Source organism: Pelomicrobium sp. P1 (genome assembly GCF_052805615.1).
Genome location: NZ_JBRBEM010000017.1, coordinates 82,636 through 101,201 on the forward strand (window position 1 = coordinate 82,636; position 18,566 = coordinate 101,201).

General features: G+C 66.8%; 16 protein-coding genes. 1 reads left to right on the forward strand and 15 read right to left on the reverse strand.

Going from position 1 to position 18,566, the window contains the following annotated elements; genetic code table 11:
- Positions 1–9: 9 nt before the first annotated feature.
- From rng to ACUVYZ_RS15425, 15 genes are all read right to left on the reverse strand, one after another.
- Positions 10–1,464: a ribonuclease G gene (gene rng / locus ACUVYZ_RS15355; RefSeq protein WP_439933118.1), complete on the reverse strand. Its 1,455-nt coding sequence runs from the start codon at positions 1,462–1,464 to the stop codon at positions 10–12.
- A gap of 34 nt (positions 1,465–1,498) precedes the next feature.
- Positions 1,499–2,131: a Maf family protein gene (locus tag ACUVYZ_RS15360; protein WP_439933117.1), complete on the reverse strand. Its 633-nt coding sequence runs from the start codon at positions 2,129–2,131 to the stop codon at positions 1,499–1,501.
- Positions 2,132–2,155: 24 nt separating this feature from the next.
- Positions 2,156–2,623 (reverse strand): 23S rRNA (pseudouridine(1915)-N(3))-methyltransferase RlmH, encoded by a 468-nt coding sequence (rlmH, locus tag ACUVYZ_RS15365; RefSeq protein ID WP_439933116.1) that lies wholly within the window; start codon positions 2,621–2,623, stop codon positions 2,156–2,158.
- Between the two features lie 25 nt (positions 2,624–2,648).
- Positions 2,649–3,023 carry a ribosome silencing factor gene (gene rsfS, locus ACUVYZ_RS15370; RefSeq protein WP_439933115.1) on the reverse strand — a complete coding sequence of 125 codons (375 nt, stop codon included), beginning with the start codon at positions 3,021–3,023 and terminating at the stop codon, positions 2,649–2,651.
- Complete coding sequence (gene nadD / locus ACUVYZ_RS15375) at positions 3,020–3,688, reverse strand: nicotinate-nucleotide adenylyltransferase (RefSeq protein ID WP_439933114.1); 669 nt, start codon at positions 3,686–3,688, stop codon at positions 3,020–3,022. The genes rsfS and nadD overlap by 4 nt, the downstream gene beginning before the upstream one ends.
- Complete coding sequence (gene aceF / locus ACUVYZ_RS15380; RefSeq protein WP_439933113.1) at positions 3,685–5,043, reverse strand: dihydrolipoyllysine-residue acetyltransferase; 1,359 nt, start codon at positions 5,041–5,043, stop codon at positions 3,685–3,687. Before aceF ends, nadD begins: the two co-directional genes overlap by 4 nt.
- Before the next feature lie 43 nt (positions 5,044–5,086).
- Complete coding sequence (gene aceE, locus ACUVYZ_RS15385; protein ID WP_439933112.1) at positions 5,087–7,753, reverse strand: pyruvate dehydrogenase (acetyl-transferring), homodimeric type; 2,667 nt, start codon at positions 7,751–7,753, stop codon at positions 5,087–5,089.
- Between the two features lie 201 nt (positions 7,754–7,954).
- Positions 7,955–8,848, reverse strand: a complete 894-nt coding sequence (gene folD, locus ACUVYZ_RS15390; RefSeq protein WP_439933402.1) for a bifunctional methylenetetrahydrofolate dehydrogenase/methenyltetrahydrofolate cyclohydrolase FolD — start codon at positions 8,846–8,848, stop codon at positions 7,955–7,957.
- A 119-nt stretch (positions 8,849–8,967) separates the two neighbouring features.
- Positions 8,968–10,209 carry a phenylacetate--CoA ligase family protein gene (locus ACUVYZ_RS15395; RefSeq protein ID WP_439933111.1) on the reverse strand — a complete coding sequence of 414 codons (1,242 nt, stop codon included), beginning with the start codon at positions 10,207–10,209 and terminating at the stop codon, positions 8,968–8,970.
- 15 nt (positions 10,210–10,224) lie between these two features.
- Positions 10,225–11,037, reverse strand: coding sequence for an ABC transporter ATP-binding protein (locus ACUVYZ_RS15400; RefSeq protein ID WP_439933110.1), 813 nt, complete (start codon positions 11,035–11,037; stop codon positions 10,225–10,227).
- 128 nt (positions 11,038–11,165) lie between these two features.
- Positions 11,166–12,560, reverse strand: coding sequence for an ABC transporter substrate-binding protein (locus ACUVYZ_RS15405; RefSeq protein WP_439933109.1), 1,395 nt, complete (start codon positions 12,558–12,560; stop codon positions 11,166–11,168).
- Between the two features lie 98 nt (positions 12,561–12,658).
- On the reverse strand, positions 12,659–13,726 hold the full coding sequence (locus ACUVYZ_RS15410) for a branched-chain amino acid ABC transporter permease (RefSeq protein WP_439933108.1): 1,068 nt from the start codon (positions 13,724–13,726) through the stop codon (positions 12,659–12,661).
- 42 nt (positions 13,727–13,768) lie between these two features.
- On the reverse strand, positions 13,769–14,650 hold the full coding sequence (locus ACUVYZ_RS15415) for a branched-chain amino acid ABC transporter permease (protein WP_439933107.1): 882 nt from the start codon (positions 14,648–14,650) through the stop codon (positions 13,769–13,771).
- 10 nt (positions 14,651–14,660) lie between these two features.
- On the reverse strand, positions 14,661–15,449 hold the full coding sequence (locus ACUVYZ_RS15420; protein WP_439933106.1) for an ABC transporter ATP-binding protein: 789 nt from the start codon (positions 15,447–15,449) through the stop codon (positions 14,661–14,663).
- Positions 15,449–17,419 (reverse strand): AMP-dependent synthetase/ligase, encoded by a 1,971-nt coding sequence (locus ACUVYZ_RS15425; RefSeq protein WP_439933401.1) that lies wholly within the window; start codon positions 17,417–17,419, stop codon positions 15,449–15,451. Before ACUVYZ_RS15425 ends, ACUVYZ_RS15420 begins: the two co-directional genes overlap by 1 nt.
- A 305-nt stretch (positions 17,420–17,724) precedes the next feature.
- On the opposite strand from ACUVYZ_RS15425, the gene ACUVYZ_RS15430 reads away from it, so the two are divergent.
- Positions 17,725–18,417: a Crp/Fnr family transcriptional regulator gene (locus tag ACUVYZ_RS15430; protein ID WP_439933105.1), complete on the forward strand. Its 693-nt coding sequence runs from the start codon at positions 17,725–17,727 to the stop codon at positions 18,415–18,417.
- The last annotated feature ends 149 nt before the right edge of the window (positions 18,418–18,566 follow it).

Here is an 18,566-nt window from a genome sequence, read left to right on the forward strand (position 1 = left end):
GCCGCGAAGTTACATGAGGACTACGTCGTACTGCTCCTGGGTGTAGAGGGTCTCCACCTGCAGGCTCACCGGCTTGCCGATGAAGTCGCCGAGCTGGGCCAGGCTCTGGGACTCCTCGTCCAGGAACATGTCGATGACCGTCTGGGAGGCGAGGATACGGAACTCCCGGGCGTTGAACTGGCGCGCCTCCCGCAAGAGCTCCCGCAGGATCTCGTAGCACACCGTCTGGGCGGTCTTGATCTCGCCCCGGCCCTGGCAGGTGGGGCAGGGCTCGCATAGGACGTGGGCCAGGCTCTCCCGGGTGCGCTTGCGGGTCATCTCCACCAGCCCCAGGGCCGTGAAGCCGTTGACCGTCATCTTGGTGCGGTCCCGGGCGAGGGCCCTCTTGAACTCGGAGAGCACCGCGGCCCGGTGCTCTTCGCTGTCCATGTCGATGAAGTCGATGATGATAATGCCGCCCAGGTTGCGCAGCCGCAACTGCCGGGCGATCACCTGGGCCGCTTCCAGGTTAGTCTTGAAGATGGTCTCGTCGAAGCTGCGGCCAGACACGTAGCCGCCAGTGTTGACGTCGATGGTGGTGAGGGCCTCGGTCTGATCGATGATGAGATAGCCGCCGGACTTGAGGTCCACCCGGCGGGCCAGGGCCTTTTCGATTTCGTCCTCCACCGCGTAGAGGTCGAACAGGGGCCGCTCCCCGGCGTAATGCTCGATTTTCTCCACCACGTTGGCCACGAAATCCGCCGCGAAGGCGAGCATCCTCTGGTACGTTTCCCGGGAGTCCACCAGGATGCGCCCCGTCTCCTCGCCGACGAAATCGCGCAGCACCCGCAGCGCCAGGGTGAGGTCCTGGTAGAGGAGGGCCGGGGGGCCGGAAGCGCGGAACTTCTCCTGGATGTCGGCCCACTGCTTGCGCAGGTAGCCGATGTCGGCCACCAGCTCGGCGTCGGTGGCGCCCTCCGCCACGGTACGGATGATGTAGCCGCCGCCTTCGCCCGGCGGAATGAGCTGCAGCAGCCTCTCTTTCAGCATCTGCCGCTCGGTTTCGTCCTCGATGCGCTGGGAGATGCCGATATGGCTCTCCTGGGGCAAATACACCAGGAACCGGCCGGCGATGCTGATCTGGGTGGAAAGCCGCGCGCCTTTGCCGCCGATCGGGTCCTTGATCACCTGCACCAGTAGGCTCTGGCCTTCGGACAGCAGACGCTCGATGGGAAGCGCACCCTGGCCGTTCTGGCGCGGCGCCCAGATGTCGGCCACGTGGAGGAACGCCGCTCGGTCGAGCCCGATGTCGATGAACGCCGATTGCATGCCCGGGAGCACCCGCGACACCCGCCCCACGTAGACGTTGCCGACCAGGCCCCGGCTACTGGCCCGCTCGATGTGCAGCTCCTGGACCACGCCCTGCTGGATGACGGCGACCCGGGTCTCCTGGGGCGTGACGTTGATCAGGACCTCGTCGCTCATGGCGGCGGATTTCTGCATTTCGGCCACGGGGCGCTCAGAAAATTCCATAGCCGAGCCGCTTGAGGAGCATGCTAGTCTCGTACAGGGGCAGGCCGACCACCCCGGAATAGCTGCCGCGCAGCTCGGTCGCGAAGACGGCGCCGAGGCCCTGGATGCCGTAGGCGCCCGCCTTGTCCATGGGCTCCCCCGTAGCGACGTAGGCGGCGATCTCCTCGTCCGAGAGGGCCCGGAAGGTGACCTGGCTCGCCGAAAGGGCCGATTCCAGCCGGTCCTCGAAGGCCACCGCCACGCCGGTATAGACCTGGTGGGTGCGACCAGAAAGGCGGCGCAGGATCTCCGCCGCGTGGGCGCTGGACTGGGGCTTGCCAATGACGGCTCCGTCCAGCGCCACCACAGTGTCGGCGGCCAGCAGTGGGTAGACGGGATACATCCGGGGCAGCCGCCGTTGCAAGAGGTAGCGCATGCCGGCTTCGGCCTTGGCCCGGGCGATGCGCTCGGCGAAGGCTTCGGGCGTCTCGCCGGCGTGGGGCGTTTCGTCCACGTCCGCCTGGCGGGTCGGGCCTTCCCGCAGGAGCAGAAGCTCGAACTCGATGCCGATCTGTTTCAGGAGCTCCCGCCGCCGGGGGCTGCGGGAGGCGAGATAGACGCGCCTGCGGTTGAGCACCATGGTTTCTTTTTGTTGCGGTTTGCGTTATTCCCGGTGATAGGGATGCCCGTGCAGCAGGGCAAGCGACCGGTACAACTGCTCCGCCAGCACCACCCGCGCGAGGCCGTGGGGCAGGGTCATGGGAGAGAGGGAAAGGAGCAGGTCCGCTTCCCGCTTCACGTCGGGGTGCAGCCCGTCGGCGCCGCCGATCACGAAGGCGAGGCTGCGCCCGCTTCCCAGGCAGCGGGAGAGGAAGCGGGCGAAACCCCGGGTATCCAGCGCCCGGCCGCCCTCGTCCAGCACCACCCGCATGCACCCCGCGGGCAGGGCCGCCAGGATGCGGTCCCGCTCATGCCTCAAGGCCTGTTCCACGCCCCTCCCCGTCCGCCGTTGCGCCCGGATTTCCACCAGCTCCACGCGCGCTTCCCGGGGCATGCGCCGGGCATATTCCTCGAAGCCGGTGATGACCCAAGACGGCATCCTTTCGCCCACCGCCACCACCAGAAGCTTCATGGCGACGCCCGGTGGAAGCCCGAGGTCAGGGCAAGCTCACCGGTTCCGGCTGAATCCGCTGGCGCTCGCGGCGGGGGCGGCTGCCACCCCAGAGCTCCTCCAGGTTGTAATAATCGCGAGCCGCCGGCTGCATCACGTGGACGATGACCGTGCCCAGGTCGATCAGGATCCACTCGGCGGCCGCCTCTCCCTCGACGCCCTGCACCGGGGCGCCGGCTTGCTTCGCTTTTTCCACCACGTGGATCGCCAGGGCCCGCGTCTGCCGCGAGGAGTCGGCACTGGCGATGATCATGCGGTCGAACAGGGTGGTGAGCTTGGTCGTGTTCAACACGACGATATCGCGGGCCTTGATATCTTCGAGCGCCGTAACGGCGATTCTGGCCAGTCTTTCGGGTTTCATCCGCCTCCTGGGACGTACAACCGGTTGATCTCAATATAATCGAGAACCGAATCGGGAAGCAAATAACGGGGGCTGCGGCCGGCGCGCAGCAGGGCCCGCAGGGAGGAGGCGGAGATGGCGAGGGGGGTGGTGGCCACCTGGAGCATGCCCCCCGCCGGGGCGCGGGCGAGCTCCGCCGGGGCGTCGCGGCGGCGCGCCTCCCACTCCCGCAGGAGCGCCGGCGGCCAAGCCGGATCCGGAACCGGGCCGCCGCCCGGCCGGTTAACCAGCACCAGGTGGGCCAGCTCCCCCAATCGCTGCCAGCGAGACCAGGCGGGCAGGCGCGCCGCCGCGTCGCCCCCCAGGATCAGGCAGAGGCCCGTATCGGAGCCCAGCGCCCGCCGCAGGGTCTCCAGGGTGTCCACGGTGTAGCTCACCCCCGGGCGCTGGAGCTCGCAGGGCTCCAGGACGAAGCGAGGATTCCCGGCGATGGCCAGGCGCACCATCTCCGCCCGGTGCTCCGCCGTCGCCACCGGGGCCTCCCGCAAGGGCGGCCGGGCGGCCGGCACGAACCGGACTTCCGCCAAGCCCAGGGCTTCGGCCACCTCCTCGGCGACGCGCAGGTGGCCGTAGTGGATGGGGTCAAAGGTGCCCCCGAGGACGCCGATGAGCCGGAAGGCTTTCAAAGCACCAGCCGTCGGATGTCGGACAGAACTTCCGCCAAGGCGGTGATGAACCGGGCGGCTGCCGCTCCGTCGATCACCCGGTGGTCATAGGACAGGGACAAGGGCAGGAGCAGCCGGGGAACGAACTCCCCATCCCGGTATACCGGCTTCCAGGCGGAGCGAGAGACCCCCAGGATGGCCACCTCGGGGGCATTGATGATGGGGGTGAACGCGGTGCCGCCGATACCCCCCAGGCTGGAGATGGAGAAGGTGCCTCCCTGCATGTCGGCGGGCGAAAGTTTCTTCTCCCGGGCCCGGGCGCTCACCTCCGCTAGCTCCCGGGCGAGGGTCAGTACCCCTTTCCGGTCCACGTCCCGGATCACCGGCACCACTAGGCCCTCGGGCGTGTCCACCGCCACGCCGATGTGGTAGTAGCCCTTGAGCACCAGGGCGTCCCCCTCCGCCGTCAAGGAGCTGTTGAACTCCGGGTATTTCTTGAGGGCCGCCACCGCGGCCTTGAGCAGGAAGGCGAGGAGCGTCAGGCGCACCCCGTCCTTTTGGGCCTCCTCCGCCATCTGCCTGCGAAACGCCTCCAGCTCGGTGATGTCGGCCTCCTCGTGCTGGGTGACGTGGGGAATGGCCACCCAGTTGCGGTGCAGGTTCGCTCCCGAGATCTTCTTGATTCGGCTCAAGGGCCGGGTCTCTACCGGGCCGAACTTGGAAAAATCCACTTGCGGCCACTCGGGCAGGGCGAACCCGAAACCCGGGCCCGTCGCCGGTCGGGCGAGGGCCTGCTTGACGAAGGCCTGCACGTCCTCCTTGAGGATGCGGCCCTTGGGACCCGAACCTTTCACCCGGGTAAGATCGACCCCCAGCTCCCGGGCAAAGCGGCGCACCGCCGGGCTCGCGTGGGCCTTGCGAAACCCCGCCTCGTCGATGGGAGGCGGCGCCCCAGGGGCCGCAAGGGGCGGCTCCCAGGGAGGAGCGACCGGGGCGCTTTCCCGCGGCGGCAGAGCCGCTCCCGGGGCTGGTGCAGGCGGGGCCGAGGCCGCCTGGGCCGCGGCTGCGGGGGGCACTTCGTTTCGGGCGGGGGCTGGCGGCGTGGCCTCAGGTGGTCGGGGAGCTTCCTGGGCAGGGGCGGCCTCCAGGGTCAGCACCAGGGTTCCCTCGGAAACCTTGTCCCCCACTTTCACCTTGACCTCTTTCACCGTCCCGGCCGCCGGCGAGGGCACGTCCATGGTGGCCTTGTCCGACTCCAAGGTGATGAGGGGATCCTCCGCCTTCACCAGGTCGCCCGGTTTGACCAGCACCTCGATAACGGGCACGTCTTTGAAGTCGCCGATGTCCGGTACCCTTACTTCTTGCAGTGTTGTCATGGGTTGCGTGTTCCGGCTGCCGGATGCTGTCGTTGCACGGGACTCATACTTTCCACGGGTCGGCCCGCTCGGGATCGAGGCCGTACTTCTTGATGGCCTCCGTAACCCTGGAGGCCGGCACCGCGCCCTCGTCGGCCAGGGCCTTGAGGGCCGCCACCGCTACCTGGTGGCGGTCTACCTCGAAGAAGCGGCGCAGCTTCTCGCGCGTGTCAGAACGGCCGAAACCGTCCGTGCCGAGGGCGATGAAGCGCTTGGGCAGATAGGGCCGGATCTGGTCGGCGAAGAGCCGCATGTAGTCGGTGGCCGCAACCACCGGGCCGGGCCGCTGCGCCAGGCGCTGCTCCACGTAGCTCTTGCGCGGCGGCGACTCCGGATGGAGCAGGTTCCAGCGCTCGACGCTCATGCCCTCCCGCCGCAGCTCGTTGAAGCTGGTCACGCTCCACACGTCGGAGATCACGCCGAAGTCGTTCGCCAGGAGCTCTGAGGCGGCGATCACCTCCCGTAGGATGGTGCCGCTGCCCAGAAGCTGGACCCGCGGCGCCTTCGTGCCCTTGCCCGCTTCTGCCTCGGAGAAGAGGTACATCCCTTTGAGAATGCCCTCCCGCGCGCCTTCGGGCATGGGCGGGTGAGCGTAGTTCTCGTTCATGACGGTGATGTAGTAGTACACGTCCTCCTGGTCATGCATCATGCGCCGCAGGCCGTCCTGGATGATGACGGCTAGCTCGTAGGCAAAGGCGGGGTCGTAGGCGATGCAGTTGGGCACGGTGGAAGCGAGGATGTGGCTGTGGCCGTCCTCGTGCTGCAGCCCTTCACCGTTCAGGGTAGTGCGGCCGGCAGTGCCGCCTATGAGAAAGCCGCGGCAGCGCATGTCCCCCGCCGCCCATAGGAGGTCGCCCACCCGCTGGAACCCGAACATGGAGTAGAAGATGTAGAACGGGATCATGATCTGGTTGTGGACGCTGTAGGAACTCGCCGCCGCCATCCAGGAGCAGGTGGCGCCGGCCTCGTTGATCCCCTCCTGCAGGATTTGGCCGTGCTTGTCCTCCTTGTAGAACATGAGCTGGTCGGCGTCCTCGGGCACGTAGAGCTGGCCTACCGACGACCAGATCCCCAACTGGCGGAACATCCCCTCCATGCCGAAGGTGCGGGACTCGTCCGGCACGATGGGCACCACGTACTTCCCGATGTTCTTGTCCCTCACCAGCACGTTCAGGATGCGCACGAAGGCCATGGTGGTGGACATTTCCCGGCCGTCCGAACCCTTGAGCAGGGCCTCGAAGGCGGACAGCTCCGGGACGTCGAGGGACTTGTCGGCCTTCTGCCGCCGCGAGGGAAGGTAGCCCCCCAGGGCCATGCGCCGCTCGCGCATGTAGTTGAGCTCGGGCGAGCCTTCCTCGAACTTGAGGTAAGGGATCTCTTCCAGCTTTTCGTCGGGAATGGGCAGCTTGAAGCGGTCGCGGAAAGCCTTGAGGGAGGTAGTGCCCATCTTTTTTTGCTGATGGGTGATGTTCTGGCCCTCGCCCGCCTCACCCATGCCGTAGCCCTTGACCGTCTTGGCCAGGATCACCGTGGGCTGGCCCTTGTGGCTCACCGCCGCGTGGTAGGCGGCATAGATCTTGTGGGGATCGTGGCCGCCCCGGTTCAGGCGCCAGATGTCGTCGTCGGTCATATGAGCGACCATCTGGGCGAGCTCCGGGTACTTGCCGAAGAAGTGCTTGCGCACGTAGGCGCCGTCGCGCGCCTTGAAGGTCTGGTACTCCCCGTCTACGCACTCCTCCATGCGCTTGAGCAGCAACCCGTTCTTGTCCTGGGCGAGCAGCGGATCCCAATAAGAGCCCCAGATCAGCTTGATCACGTTCCAGCCGGCGCCGCGGAAGTCCCCTTCCAGCTCCTGGATGATCTTGCCGTTGCCGCGCACCGGGCCGTCCAGCCGCTGCAGGTTGCAATTGACCACGAAGATCAGGTTGTCCAGCTTCTCGCGCCCCGCCACGGAGATGCAGCCCAGGGACTCCGGCTCGTCCATCTCCCCGTCGCCGCAGAAACACCACACCTTGCGCCCGGAGGTGTCGACGATGCCGCGGTCGTGCAAGTACTTCATGAAGCGGGCCTGGTAGATGGCCTGGATGGGTCCGAGCCCCATGGACACGGTGGGAAACTTCCAGAACGTGGGCATGAGCCAGGGGTGGGGATAGGACGAAAGCCCCCGGCCGTCCACCTCCTGGCGGAAGTTGTCGAGCTGCTCCTCGGTCAGCCGCCCCAGGAGGAAGGCGCGGGCGTAGATGCCCGGGGCCGAGTGCCCCTGCACGAACACCAGGTCGCCCCCATGGTTTTCGCTCTCGGCGTGCCAGAAATGGTTGTAGCCCACGTCGTAGAGGGTGGCGGCGGAGGCGAAGCTGGCGATGTGGCCGCCCACGTTGGTGTGGCGGTTGGCCCGCAGGACCATGGCCACCGCGTTCCAGCGCACGTAGGAGCGGATGCGGTGCTCCAGCTCGTGGTCGCCGGGCGAGGGCACCTGCTTGTCTGGTGGAATGGTGTTGATGTAGGGCGTGGTGAGGTCACGGGGCACGTAAGTGCCGGTGCGGCGCGCCCGGTCGATCAAGGCGTCGAGCAGGTAATTGGCCCGTTCGGCGCCTTCGAACTCGAGCACCGCCTCGAAGGCCTCCATCCACTCTTTGGTTTCCTGGGGATCGTGGTCGGAAAGAGCAGCCATTTTCTCCACCTTGTCTGTTGGACTTTATGGGGGCGGCGCGGGCGGTGACCCGCGCCTGAAGAACCCCTGAAGGCACCCCGCGCAGGGCGCGTTTTCAGAGGTTCCTTGCACTCAAGCGACCGGCTCGTGGCCTTGCGCTTGGAGGGCCGAAAAATCATGATACCGGGCGCGGGCGCATTTTTCCACGCGCCCTGGCGCTCTTCAGGCGGTGTCGACGGGGTCGGCTAAGGGTGTGGGAAAGCTCGCGCGCGTCTGGCGCTCGGCCGCGGTCACCGTGTTCTCCAGAAGCATGGCCACGGTCATGGGCCCGACGCCGCCCGGCACCGGCGTGATGCAGGAAGCGCGCTGGGCAACGGTGTCGAAGTCCACGTCGCCTGTGAGCCTCCCGTCCGGGAGGCGGTTGATGCCCACGTCGATCACTACCGCGCCAGGCTTCACCATGTCCGCGGTGACGAGGCCGGGCTTGCCCACGGCGACGACGAGAAGGTCGGCAAGCCGCGTGTACCGGGCGAGGTCGCGGGTCTTGGAGTTGCACACGGTCACGGTGGCCCCTTCCTGCAGGAGCATCAAGGCCATGGGCTTGCCCACCAGGTTACTCGCCCCCACCACCACGGCGTGCTGGCCCCGGCAGGAGATCCCCTCGTGGGCCAGCAGCCGCAGGATGCCCGCCGGGGTGCAGGGCGCCAGCCCCCACCGGCCGATGGACAGCAGCCCCACGTTGTGCAGGTGGAAGCCGTCCACGTCCTTCTCCGCCGCCACCGCTTCGAACACCCGATGGACGTCCATGGCGGGAGGCAGGGGCAGTTGCACCAGGATGCCGTGCACCGCCGAGTCCTGGTTCAAGCCTTCGATGGTGCGGATCAATTCCGCCTCGGCGGTCTGGGCGGGGAGCTCGATTCGGCGGGAGAGAATTCCCGCCTCCCGGCAGGCCCGCACCTTGGTGCCCACGTACACCCGGGACGCCGCATCGTCTCCCACCAGGATGACCGCCAGCCCCGGGACGACGCCCGCCCGCCGCAGCCGAGCCACCCGCTCCTTGACCCGGGCCCGCACCTGGGCGGCCACCGCCTTACCGTCAATGATCTTCGCCGTCATGAGAAGAAGAAGGCCGTAACGCGTCATTATAATGCAATGCAACAGCCTTCCCCTCCGGCGCCGGCATGAGGAGAGGGGTGGAAGATGGTCGAGCGGGGTAAAACCTTTCCAGGGACCCGCTAAGACACGCTGCGCCGGTCTTCGATCACCTTGCCGTCGTTGGGTAGCTCTCCCGCGCGGCACAGAAGCGCTCCGCCCCGCAAGCCGGTCACGTCCCGGATGGCGCGGATCAAGGCTTCGAGCAGGCCAGCCCCATCCGTCCCCGACTCCAGTTCGCAGTGGAGGGTCATGCGGTCGTTGCCGGCTTCGTCCCGGTCCACCACCAGGCGCCCGCGGCTTACCTGGGGATGGCGCCGTAGAATCTCCGCCACCTGGGCGGGATGCACGAACATCCCCCGGACCTTGACGGTCTGGTCGGCCCGCCCCATCCAGCCCCGGATGCGCTGGTTGGTGCGGCCGCAGGGGCTTCGCCCCGGAAGCACGGCGGACAGATCCCCAGTGGCGAAGCGGATCAGGGGATAGTCCGGGTTGAGGGTGGTCACCACCACCTCGCCCACCTCCCCGTCCGGGACCGGATCGCCGGTCCCGGGCCGCACGATCTCCACGATCACCCCTTCGTCCACGATGAGGCCCTCCATGGCCTCCGACTCGTAGGCGATCAGCCCCAGGTCGGCGGAGGCGTAGCACTGGAGCACCCGGATTCCTCGGCGGCCCATTTCCTCCCGCAGGCTCGCCGGAAGGGCTTCCGCGGAGACCAACGCCTTGGTGAGCGAAGAGACGTCCGCGCCCAGCTCGTCGGCCCGCTGGCACAGGATCTTGAGAAAGGAAGGCGTCCCGGCGTAGCCCTGGGGCTTGAGCCGGACGATGGCCTGCACCTGAAGCTCGGTCTGGCCCACGCCAGCCGGGAACACGGTGCAGCCCAGGGCCCGGGCGCCGCTGTCCACCATGAACCCGGCCGGGGTGAAATGGTAGGAGAAGGCGTTGTGCACCCAGTCGCCCCGGCGAAAGCCCGCCGCGTAGAGGGCCCGGGCGAAGCGCCACCAGTCGGCACCCGCGCCTTCGGGATCGAAGATGGGACCCGGAGAGGAGAAGACGCGCACCACCGCTCCGGGCAGCGTGGAGGCGAGGCCCCCGAACGGGGGCTCGGCCCGCTGCAGCTCGGGAAGCTCCGACTTGCGGATGAGGGGCAGGCGGGCCAGATCCGCGCGGCTCTTGACGTCGGCGCCGTTGACCCCGGCGAGAAGCCGCGCGAAGGCCGGGGCGACCCGCTTCGCGTGCTCGATCTGGGCCGCGAGCGCTTGCACGAGGGCCCGCTCCCGAAGCTGCGGGTCGCGGGTTTCCAGGGCGTCGTAATAGTCCATGGGAAACGAACTCTGTCACGCCAGCCAGCGTTTCCGGCGCCGGTAGTGCTTGACGTCCCGGAAGCTCAGCCGCCCGCCCTTGGAGATGCCTAGGTAGAACTCCTTGACGTCCTCGTTGTTCGCCAGCGCCTGGGCTTCGCCCTCCATCACCACCCGGCCGTTTTCCAGGATGTAGCCGTGGTGGGCGTAGCGCAGGGCCAGGCTCGCGTTCTGCTCCGCCAGCAGGAAGCTCACCCCCTCATTGCGGTTCAGGCTTTGCACGATCTCGTAGATCTCCTCCACGATCTGGGGCGCGAGCCCCATGGACGGCTCGTCCAGCAGGATCATGCTCGGGCGGGCCATCAAGGCCCTCCCCACCGCGGTCATCTGCTGCTCGCCCCCGGAAGTGAAGCCTGCCAGGGCGTTGCGCCGCTCCTTGAGGCGCGGGAAATAGCCGTAGACCCGCTCCAGGTCCTGGCGGATCTCGGCCCGGCTCGCCCGCCGGGTGTAGGCGCCGGTGAGCAGGTTCTCCTCCACCGTGAGATGGCCGAAGATGCGCCGGCCCTCCATCACCTGGATCACCCCCAGCCTCACCAGCTCGGGGGCGGAGAGGGCGTCCACCCGCCGGCCTTTATAGACGATGCTGCCCTTGGTCACCTCACCCCGCTCTGCCCGCAGCAGGTTGGAGACGGCCTTGAGGGTGGTGGTCTTGCCCGCCCCGTTAGCGCCCAGAAGCGCCACGATCCTGCCTTCCGGCACGTCCAGGGACACCCCTTTTAGCACCAGGATGACGTGGTCGTAGATGACCTCGATGTTGTTGACCGCGAGGAGATAGAGGCTCGCCTCCATCCCGCTCGCGGCGCCAACCGAGCTTCCGCTAGATGGCTGGCCAACCATTTAGCGCCGCCCTTTTCCCCTCTCCCCGGGGGAGAGGGCATGCAGAGAAATGCGAGCGTCCTCCGGCATGCCCGTTCTCTTCAACCACCCGAGACGATCTTCTTCAGGTGCTCGGGATAATTGCCGCAGTCGGAGCCGAGGGACGTGCCCTCCCGGGGCTTGATCCCCTTCTCCTTGGCGTACCTGGCCGCCGACTCCTCGATCATGGGGCGCACGATGGATTGATCCGAGGGAATCCAGTCCGAGATCACCTTCCAGCGCTCCCCGTCCCACTGCTGGAACTTGACCGCGCCGCCGCCCTCGTGGTCCTGACACGAGACCTTCAAGGGCTGCAGCAGCCCGAAGGCCCCGAGCTGACGGATGCGCTTCTCGTCGATGTTGAGATTCTCGATGCCCCAGCGGACCTGCTCCGGCGTGAGGGATTTGCCCCTGCCGAACTTCTCCTGGGCAGTGCGAATCGCCTCCACGGTGAGGATGCCCTGGATCACGCCGCGGTTGAAGTACTGCTGGCCGATGCGGCTCTGATCGGTCATGTTGCCCCGGTTGCCGCCGCCGTAGACGTGCTTCAAGATATCCTGGATTACCGGGAAGTCGCGCCCTGACGGGTGGAAGGCGGCTGAGATGAAGCCCTTGGCGGCGTCACCCGCAGGAATCACGTCCTCCTCCGCGCCGCTCCACCACACGCCCACGATCCGGTCGGCCGGGAAGCCTACCTTCTGCGCAGTCTTGAGGGCCGTCGGGTTCATGACCCCCCAGCCCCGCAGGATCACCCAGTCGGGCTTGTAGCGACGGATCTCCAGCCACTGGGACTGCTGCTCGTTGCCCGGGTGCGGCACTTCGATGTGCTTCACCTCGAAGCCGTACTTCTTCGCCTGGATATCGAGGACCGGGATGGTTTCCTTGCCGTAGGCCGAGCCGTGATAGAGATTAGCAATCTTCTTCCCCTTGAGCTTGTCCATCCCCCCTTCGCGCATGCCGATGAACTTGATCTTGGCAGTGTTCTGGCTCCAGTAGTTGGTGACCAGCGGAAAGATGTAGGGGAAAATGCGGCCGTCGGAAGCGTCAGTACGTCCGTAACCCATGGAGATCACCGGGATCTTGTCGGCGGTCGCGCGCTCGATCAGGGAATAGGTGATGCCGGTGGAAAGCGGCGTGAACACGGTCCCGCCGGTCGGGCCCTTGCCCTTGAGCCGCTCGTAGCACTCCACGCCCCGGTCGTTCTTGTACTCGGTCTCGCACTCCTCCCAGGTGAGCTTGACCCCGTTCACCCCGCCGTCGCGCTTGTTGATCATGTCCAGGTAGTCGATGTAGCCGCCGAAGAACCCGGAACCGCCCGGCGCGTAGGGCCCGACCCGGTAGGACAGCATGGGAATGAACTGCTCTGCGGCCTGGGTCGGCACGAAAGCTCCCGCCAGCGCAACGGCGGCCACCAGGGCCAGGCCGATGCGGCACGACTTGAATGACTCGCGTTTCATCCTCTTTCCTCCTTCCAATGCTGATCGATCGGATTCACGGCCCGGTCGGGCCGGGCCTTGTTAAACCTTGCGCCTTGATCCCATGATACGCCTCCTCGTCAGTGGGGAAAGGGCCAGAGCCGCAGCTTCTCCTTGGCGATCTGCCACAGCCGGGCGAGCCCGTGGGGCTCCACCGCCAAGAAGAAAATGATGAGGCCACCGAAGATTACCAGCTCCAGGTTTGACAGCACCGCCATGCGCACCGCCCCGCCGAACCAGGCGTGGGCCACCACGTTGAGCAGGATGGGGAGCAAGGTGATGAAGGCCGCTCCCAGGAACGAGCCCAGAATGCTCCCCATGCCGCCAATGATGATCATGAACAGCACCTGAAACGAGCGGGTCAGATCGAACGCCTGAGGTTCCACCGTACCCAGATAAGCATAGGCGTACAAGGCCCCCGCGATCCCGCAGTAGAAGGAGCTGATGGCGAAGGCGAGCAGCTTGGTCTTGAGCATGGGGATGCCGATCACCTCGGCCGCCACGTCCATGTCCCTGATGGCCATGAAGGCGCGGCCCGTCTCGCAGCGCATCAGGTTCTTGGCCGCCAGCGCCAGCACGGACACGATGGACAGGGTCAACAGGTATTTCTCCAGGGGGCTGTCCAGGGCGATGCCGAACAGGATCATGGTCTGGGCGTCGATCACCCCCGAAGGGCTGTAGTTGGTGAACCAGCCGAACTTGATGAGGGCCCACTCGATGAAGAACTGGGCGGCGAGGGTGGCCACCGCGAGATAAAACCCTTTGATGCGCAGGCTGGGCAACCCGAACAGGATGCCCACCAGGGCGGCGGCGAGGCCCGCGAGCACGAAGGCCACCAGGAAGGGCATGTCGGGCACGCGCAGGATGAAGTTGTAAGCGGCGAAGGCCCCCACCGCCATGAAGCCCGCCGTGCCCAGGGAGAGCTGCCCCGCGTAGCCGGTCAGGATGTTGAGGCCCAGGGCCGCCAGGGACAGGATCAGGAAGGGAATGAGGATGGCGGTGAACCAATAGTCGTTGCCGATCACGGGCACCACGATGTAAGCGAACGCCAGGATGAGGGCCATGCCGAGGCGATCCTGGCGGATCGGGAAGATCTGCTGGTCGGCGACGTAGCTGGTCTTGAACTGGCCGGCTTCGCGGTAGATCATGGCTTCGGTCCCGTTCCTGCGCGTGCTCCCCCTGCGCCCGGCTCACACCCGCTCGATGCGCTTCTCGCCGAACAGCCCCTCGGGCCGAATCAGCAAAAAGACCATCGCCAGCACGTAGGGGAACCAGTTTTCGATGCCACCGCCGATGAAGGGCCCGACGTAGATTTCGGCCAGCTTTTCGGTGGCGCCGACGATCAGGCCGCCCACGATCGCCCCGGCGATGGATTCGAAGCCGCCCAGGATCAACACCGGCAGCGCCTTGAGGGCGGTGAAGGTGAGGGCGAACTGGACCCCGGTGCGAGCGCCCCACAAGAGCCCCGCCACCAGGGCCACCACCCCCGCCACCGCCCACACGATGGCCCAGATGTGCTGCAGCGGAATGCCCACCGAAAGGGCCGCCTGGTGGTCGTCCGCCACCGCCCGCAGGGCGCGCCCCACCTTGGTGCGGCTAAAGAATATCCCCAGCGCCGTCACCAGCACCGCGGCGGTGCCGGCGGCGAAGAGATCGAGTTGGCTGATGAGCACGCCTTGCACCTCCAGCGGCACGTCGCGGATGCCGATGTCGAGCCCGTGGGGCTGGGAGCCCCACAGGAGCTGGGCCACGCCTTCCAGCAGGAAGGTGAGGCCGATGGTGGCCATGAAAAGCGCAATGGGCGGCTGGTTCACCAGGGGCCGCAGCATGAAGCGCTCCGTCAGGACCCCAAGCAGCACCATCGTGGCGAGGGTCGCCCCCACCGCCAACCAGAAGTTCCAGCCGTGCTCGATCAGGCTCACGCAGGTGAGGGCGGCGAAAAACACCATCGCCCCTTGCGCGAAGTTGAACACCCCGGAGGCCTTGTAGATGAGGACAAAGCCGAGGGCCACCAGGGAATACATGATGCCGGCAAGCAAGCCCCCGATCAGCACTTCGATGAAAAAAGCCATGTCATCCTCTTCAATGGGCCACGCCCAGGTAGGCGTCGATCACCGCTTGGTTGTTGCGCACCTCATCGGGCGCTGCGTCCGCGATTTTGCGCCCATAGTCGAGCACCACCACCCGGTCCGAGATGTCCATGACCACGCCCATGTCGTGCTCGATCAGCACGATAGTGGTGCCGAACTCGTCGTTCACGTCCAGCACGAAGCGGCACATGTCCTGCTTCTCCTCCAGGTTCATGCCCGCCATCGGCTCGTCCAGCAGGAGCAGCTTAGGCTCCGCGGCGAGGGCCCGTGCCAGCTCCACCCGCTTCTGCAGCCCGTAGGGAAGCCTTCCCACCGGAGTCTTGCGGATGTGCTCGATCTCCAGGAAGTCGATGATCTCCTCCACCCTCTTGCGGTGCTCGATTTCCTCCCGCTGGGCCCAGCCCCAGTAGAGGGCCTGGGCGAGAAAGCCCGTCTTCATCTTGAGGTTGCGCCCGGTCATGATGTTGTCCAGCACGCTCATGCCTTTGAACAGGGCGATGTTCTGGAAGGTGCGGGCGATGCCCTGGGCGGCGGCCTCGTGGGGGCGCACCCGGTGGCGCTTCCTGCCCAGGAAGGTCACGGTCCCTTCCTGGGGATGGTAGACCCCGTTGATCACGTTGAGCAGGGAGCTTTTCCCCGCGCCGTTAGGGCCGATGATGGCCAGGATCTCCCGCTCCCGCACTTCGAAGGACACCCGGTCCAGGGCCTTCACGCCCCCGAAGGAGAGGGAGATGTTTTCGACGGTGAGGATCGGAGGGCCGAACCGGCGCTCGCCGTTCATCAGGAGGCCGCTCTTGCCAGGTCCACGCTGTAGGTGCGGGCGTCGGCGATGCGCGCCGTGGCCTTGAGCACGCCGGTGCGCCCGTCCTCGAAGCGCACCTGGGTCTCCACGTAGCACTCTTCCCTGCCCGCGTAGAGCGCCTCCACCAGGGGGGCGTACCTCTCGGCGATGAAGCGCCGCCGCACCTTGCGGGTGCGGGTGATCTCCCCGTCGTCCGGGTCCAGCTCCTTGTGCAGGATGAGGAAGCGGTGGATCTGGGAGCCGGCGAGCTTGGGATCGAGGGATAGGTCCCGGTTCACCTTTTCCACGCACTCCCGGATCAGGTCGTAGACCTGGGGCTGGGCGGCGAGATCGGTGTAGCCGGAGTAGGGCAGCCCCCGGCGCTCCGCCCAGTTGCCCACCGCCTCCATGTCGATGTTGATGAAGGCGCACACCCGGTCGCGCCCGTGGCCGAAAGCCACCGCTTCCTTGATGTAGGGGAAGAACTTGAGCTTGTTCTCGATATATTTGGGGGCGAACAGGGTGCCGTCGGCCAGCCGCCCCACGTCCTTGGCGCGATCGATGATCTTCAGGTGCCCGTCCTCGTCGAAGTAGCCGGCGTCCCCGGTGTGGAACCATCCTTCCCGATCCTTGGCCTGGGCGGTCGCCTCCGGGTTGTTGTAATAGCCCTGGAACAGCCCGGGGGAGCGCACCAGGATCTCCCCGTTGTCAGCGATCCGCACTTCCACCCCCTTCACCGGCGGGCCCACCGTGTCGGGTTTCACCTGCCCGTTCGGCTGCACGCACACGAAGACCGAGGTTTCGGTGGAGCCGTAGAGCTGCTTCAAGTTGATGCCGATGGAGCGATAGAACTGGAACAGGTCCTCGCCGATGGCTTCCCCGGCGGTATAAGCCACTTTGATGCGGCTCAAGCCCAGCACGTTGCGCAAGGGCCCGTAGACCAGGAGGTCGCCGGCCAGGTACAGCAGGCGGTCGAGGAGGGAGACCCGCTCCCGGCGCCCGAGGATCTTTCCCCCCACCCGGCGGGCGATTTCCATAAAGCGGTCGAACATCCGGCGCTTGAGCCAGCCGGCGTCATCCATGCGGATGGTCACCTGGGTGAGCAGCGCCTCCAACACCCGGGGCGGCGCGAAGTAATAGGTCGGCCCGATCTCCCGCATATCGTTGAGCACCGTGTCGGCCGACTCGGGGCAGCTCACGCAGAAGCCCGCCACGTAGGCCTGGGCGTAGGAGAACATGTTCTGCCCGATCCAGGCCATGGGCAGATAGGCGAGCACCTCTTCCTCGGGGGTGAGCCCCTCCATCTCGGTGCCGATGCGGGCGGCGCTGATCAGGTTGTCGTGGGTGAGCACCACCCCCTTGGGGTTGCCGGTGGTGCCCGAGGTGTAGAACAGGGCCGCGGTGTCGCTCGCGCGGCCCAGGGCGATTTCCCGCAGGAAGAAATCCGGGTGCTCCCGGTCGAAGGTACGCCCCCGGGCCTCGAGGGCGTCCAGGCTCTGGAGCTGCGGCTGGGGGTAGTGGCGCAGCCCCCGGGGGTCGTCGTAGCAGATACGCTTGAGAAAAGGGCAGTCGGGCAGGATTTCCAGGAGCTTGTCCACCTGCTCCTGGTCCTCCACGATGGCGAAGCCGATTTCGGCGTCCCGGAATACGTAGCCCATCTCCTGGGCCACGGCGTCCTGGTACAAGGGCACCGGGATGCCGCCCAGGGCCTGGGCCGCCGCCATGGCCCAGTAGAGCCGAGGGCGGTTTTCCCCGATGATGGCCAGGCGCTGGCCGCGCTGGAAGCCCTCGGCCGCCAACCCGCAAGCGATCGCCCGCACTTCGTCCAGCACCTGGCGCCAGGTCCAGGTCTGCCAGATGCCGTAGTCCTTCTCCCGGATGGCGGGACGCTCGCCCCGCACTGCCACGTGGTGCAGCAGCAGCCGGGGAAAAGTGTCCGGAGCCTCCCCCGGCACTCCCAAGGTCTGCATTTCCTCCTGCGCGTCCTGGGACGGGACCAGCCGGCGCCTGCCCGCCATGGCCCACGGACGCTCCCGCACCTTCATGGACTCGCTCCTGCTCTTACGCCACGGCCGGCGCTGATAGGATCGATTCTAGCGGAACGCCTGGCTTCCGGACCCCCATCCTGCGCCAGCGATGAACCCCCTGCCTCCTTTATGCCTGGATCCCGAGGTCATACTGCGTCGCAGCATGCGCCCGTGCCGAAATTGTGTGCTCAGACAAAGCTTAGGGCGGATCTTCCCCGTACACTGTCACTTCATTGACAATTGAGCACGTGCGGTCTCTCGATGAGATGTTGGCCCTGAGCCCCTGGACCCGGGAACTCACGGCCGAGCAGCTCGCCCGGGTCAAAGCCTCCACGGTCGTGCGGGACTACGGGCCGGGGGCTTTGATTTGCCCCCGGGGCGAGCCCTCCCGGGCCTGGCTGGGGGTGGTAGAGGGGCTTGTCAAGCTCCAGTGCACCGCCGATTCCGGCAAGTCGTTCACCCTGGCGGGCATTCCCGGGGGAAGCTGGTTCGGGGAAGGTTCTGTGCTGAAAGGGGAGCCGCGCCGCTACGACGTGGTGGCGCTGCGCGCCTCCCGCATGGCCTTCATGCCCGAGGCCACCTTCCACTGGCTGCTGGACACGAGCTTCGCCTTCAACCGCTTCCTCCTCACCCAGTTGAACGAGCGGCTCGCCCACTTCATCGGCATGCTGGAGCACGAGCGGCTGCTCGACCTGGACGCGCGAGTAGCGAGGTCCCTGGCGCTCCTGTTCAATCCCCTGCTGCACCCGGCGGCCCAGCCCCAGATCCAGATTTCCCAGGAAGAGCTGGGCTACCTGGTGGGCGCCTCCCGCCAGCGAGTCAACCAAGCGCTGCAAGTGCTGGAAAAGGCCGGTTTGATCGTCGCCGACTACGGAGTGGTGACGGTGCTGGATCCGGAGGGGCTCGCTCGGTTCGGGGGCATGACCAACCGTCGCCCGTGACCCCTCCTCCCGCGCGCCGGTCTACTGCCAGTTCGCCGCGATCACCGGTTCGAGCGCCTGCTGGTACTGCGGCGGCAGCGTTCCCTGGCCCATGGAGGGCGGGGCGAAGGCGGCCATCGCCTGCACGAGCTGCTCCACCTGGGCCTCCC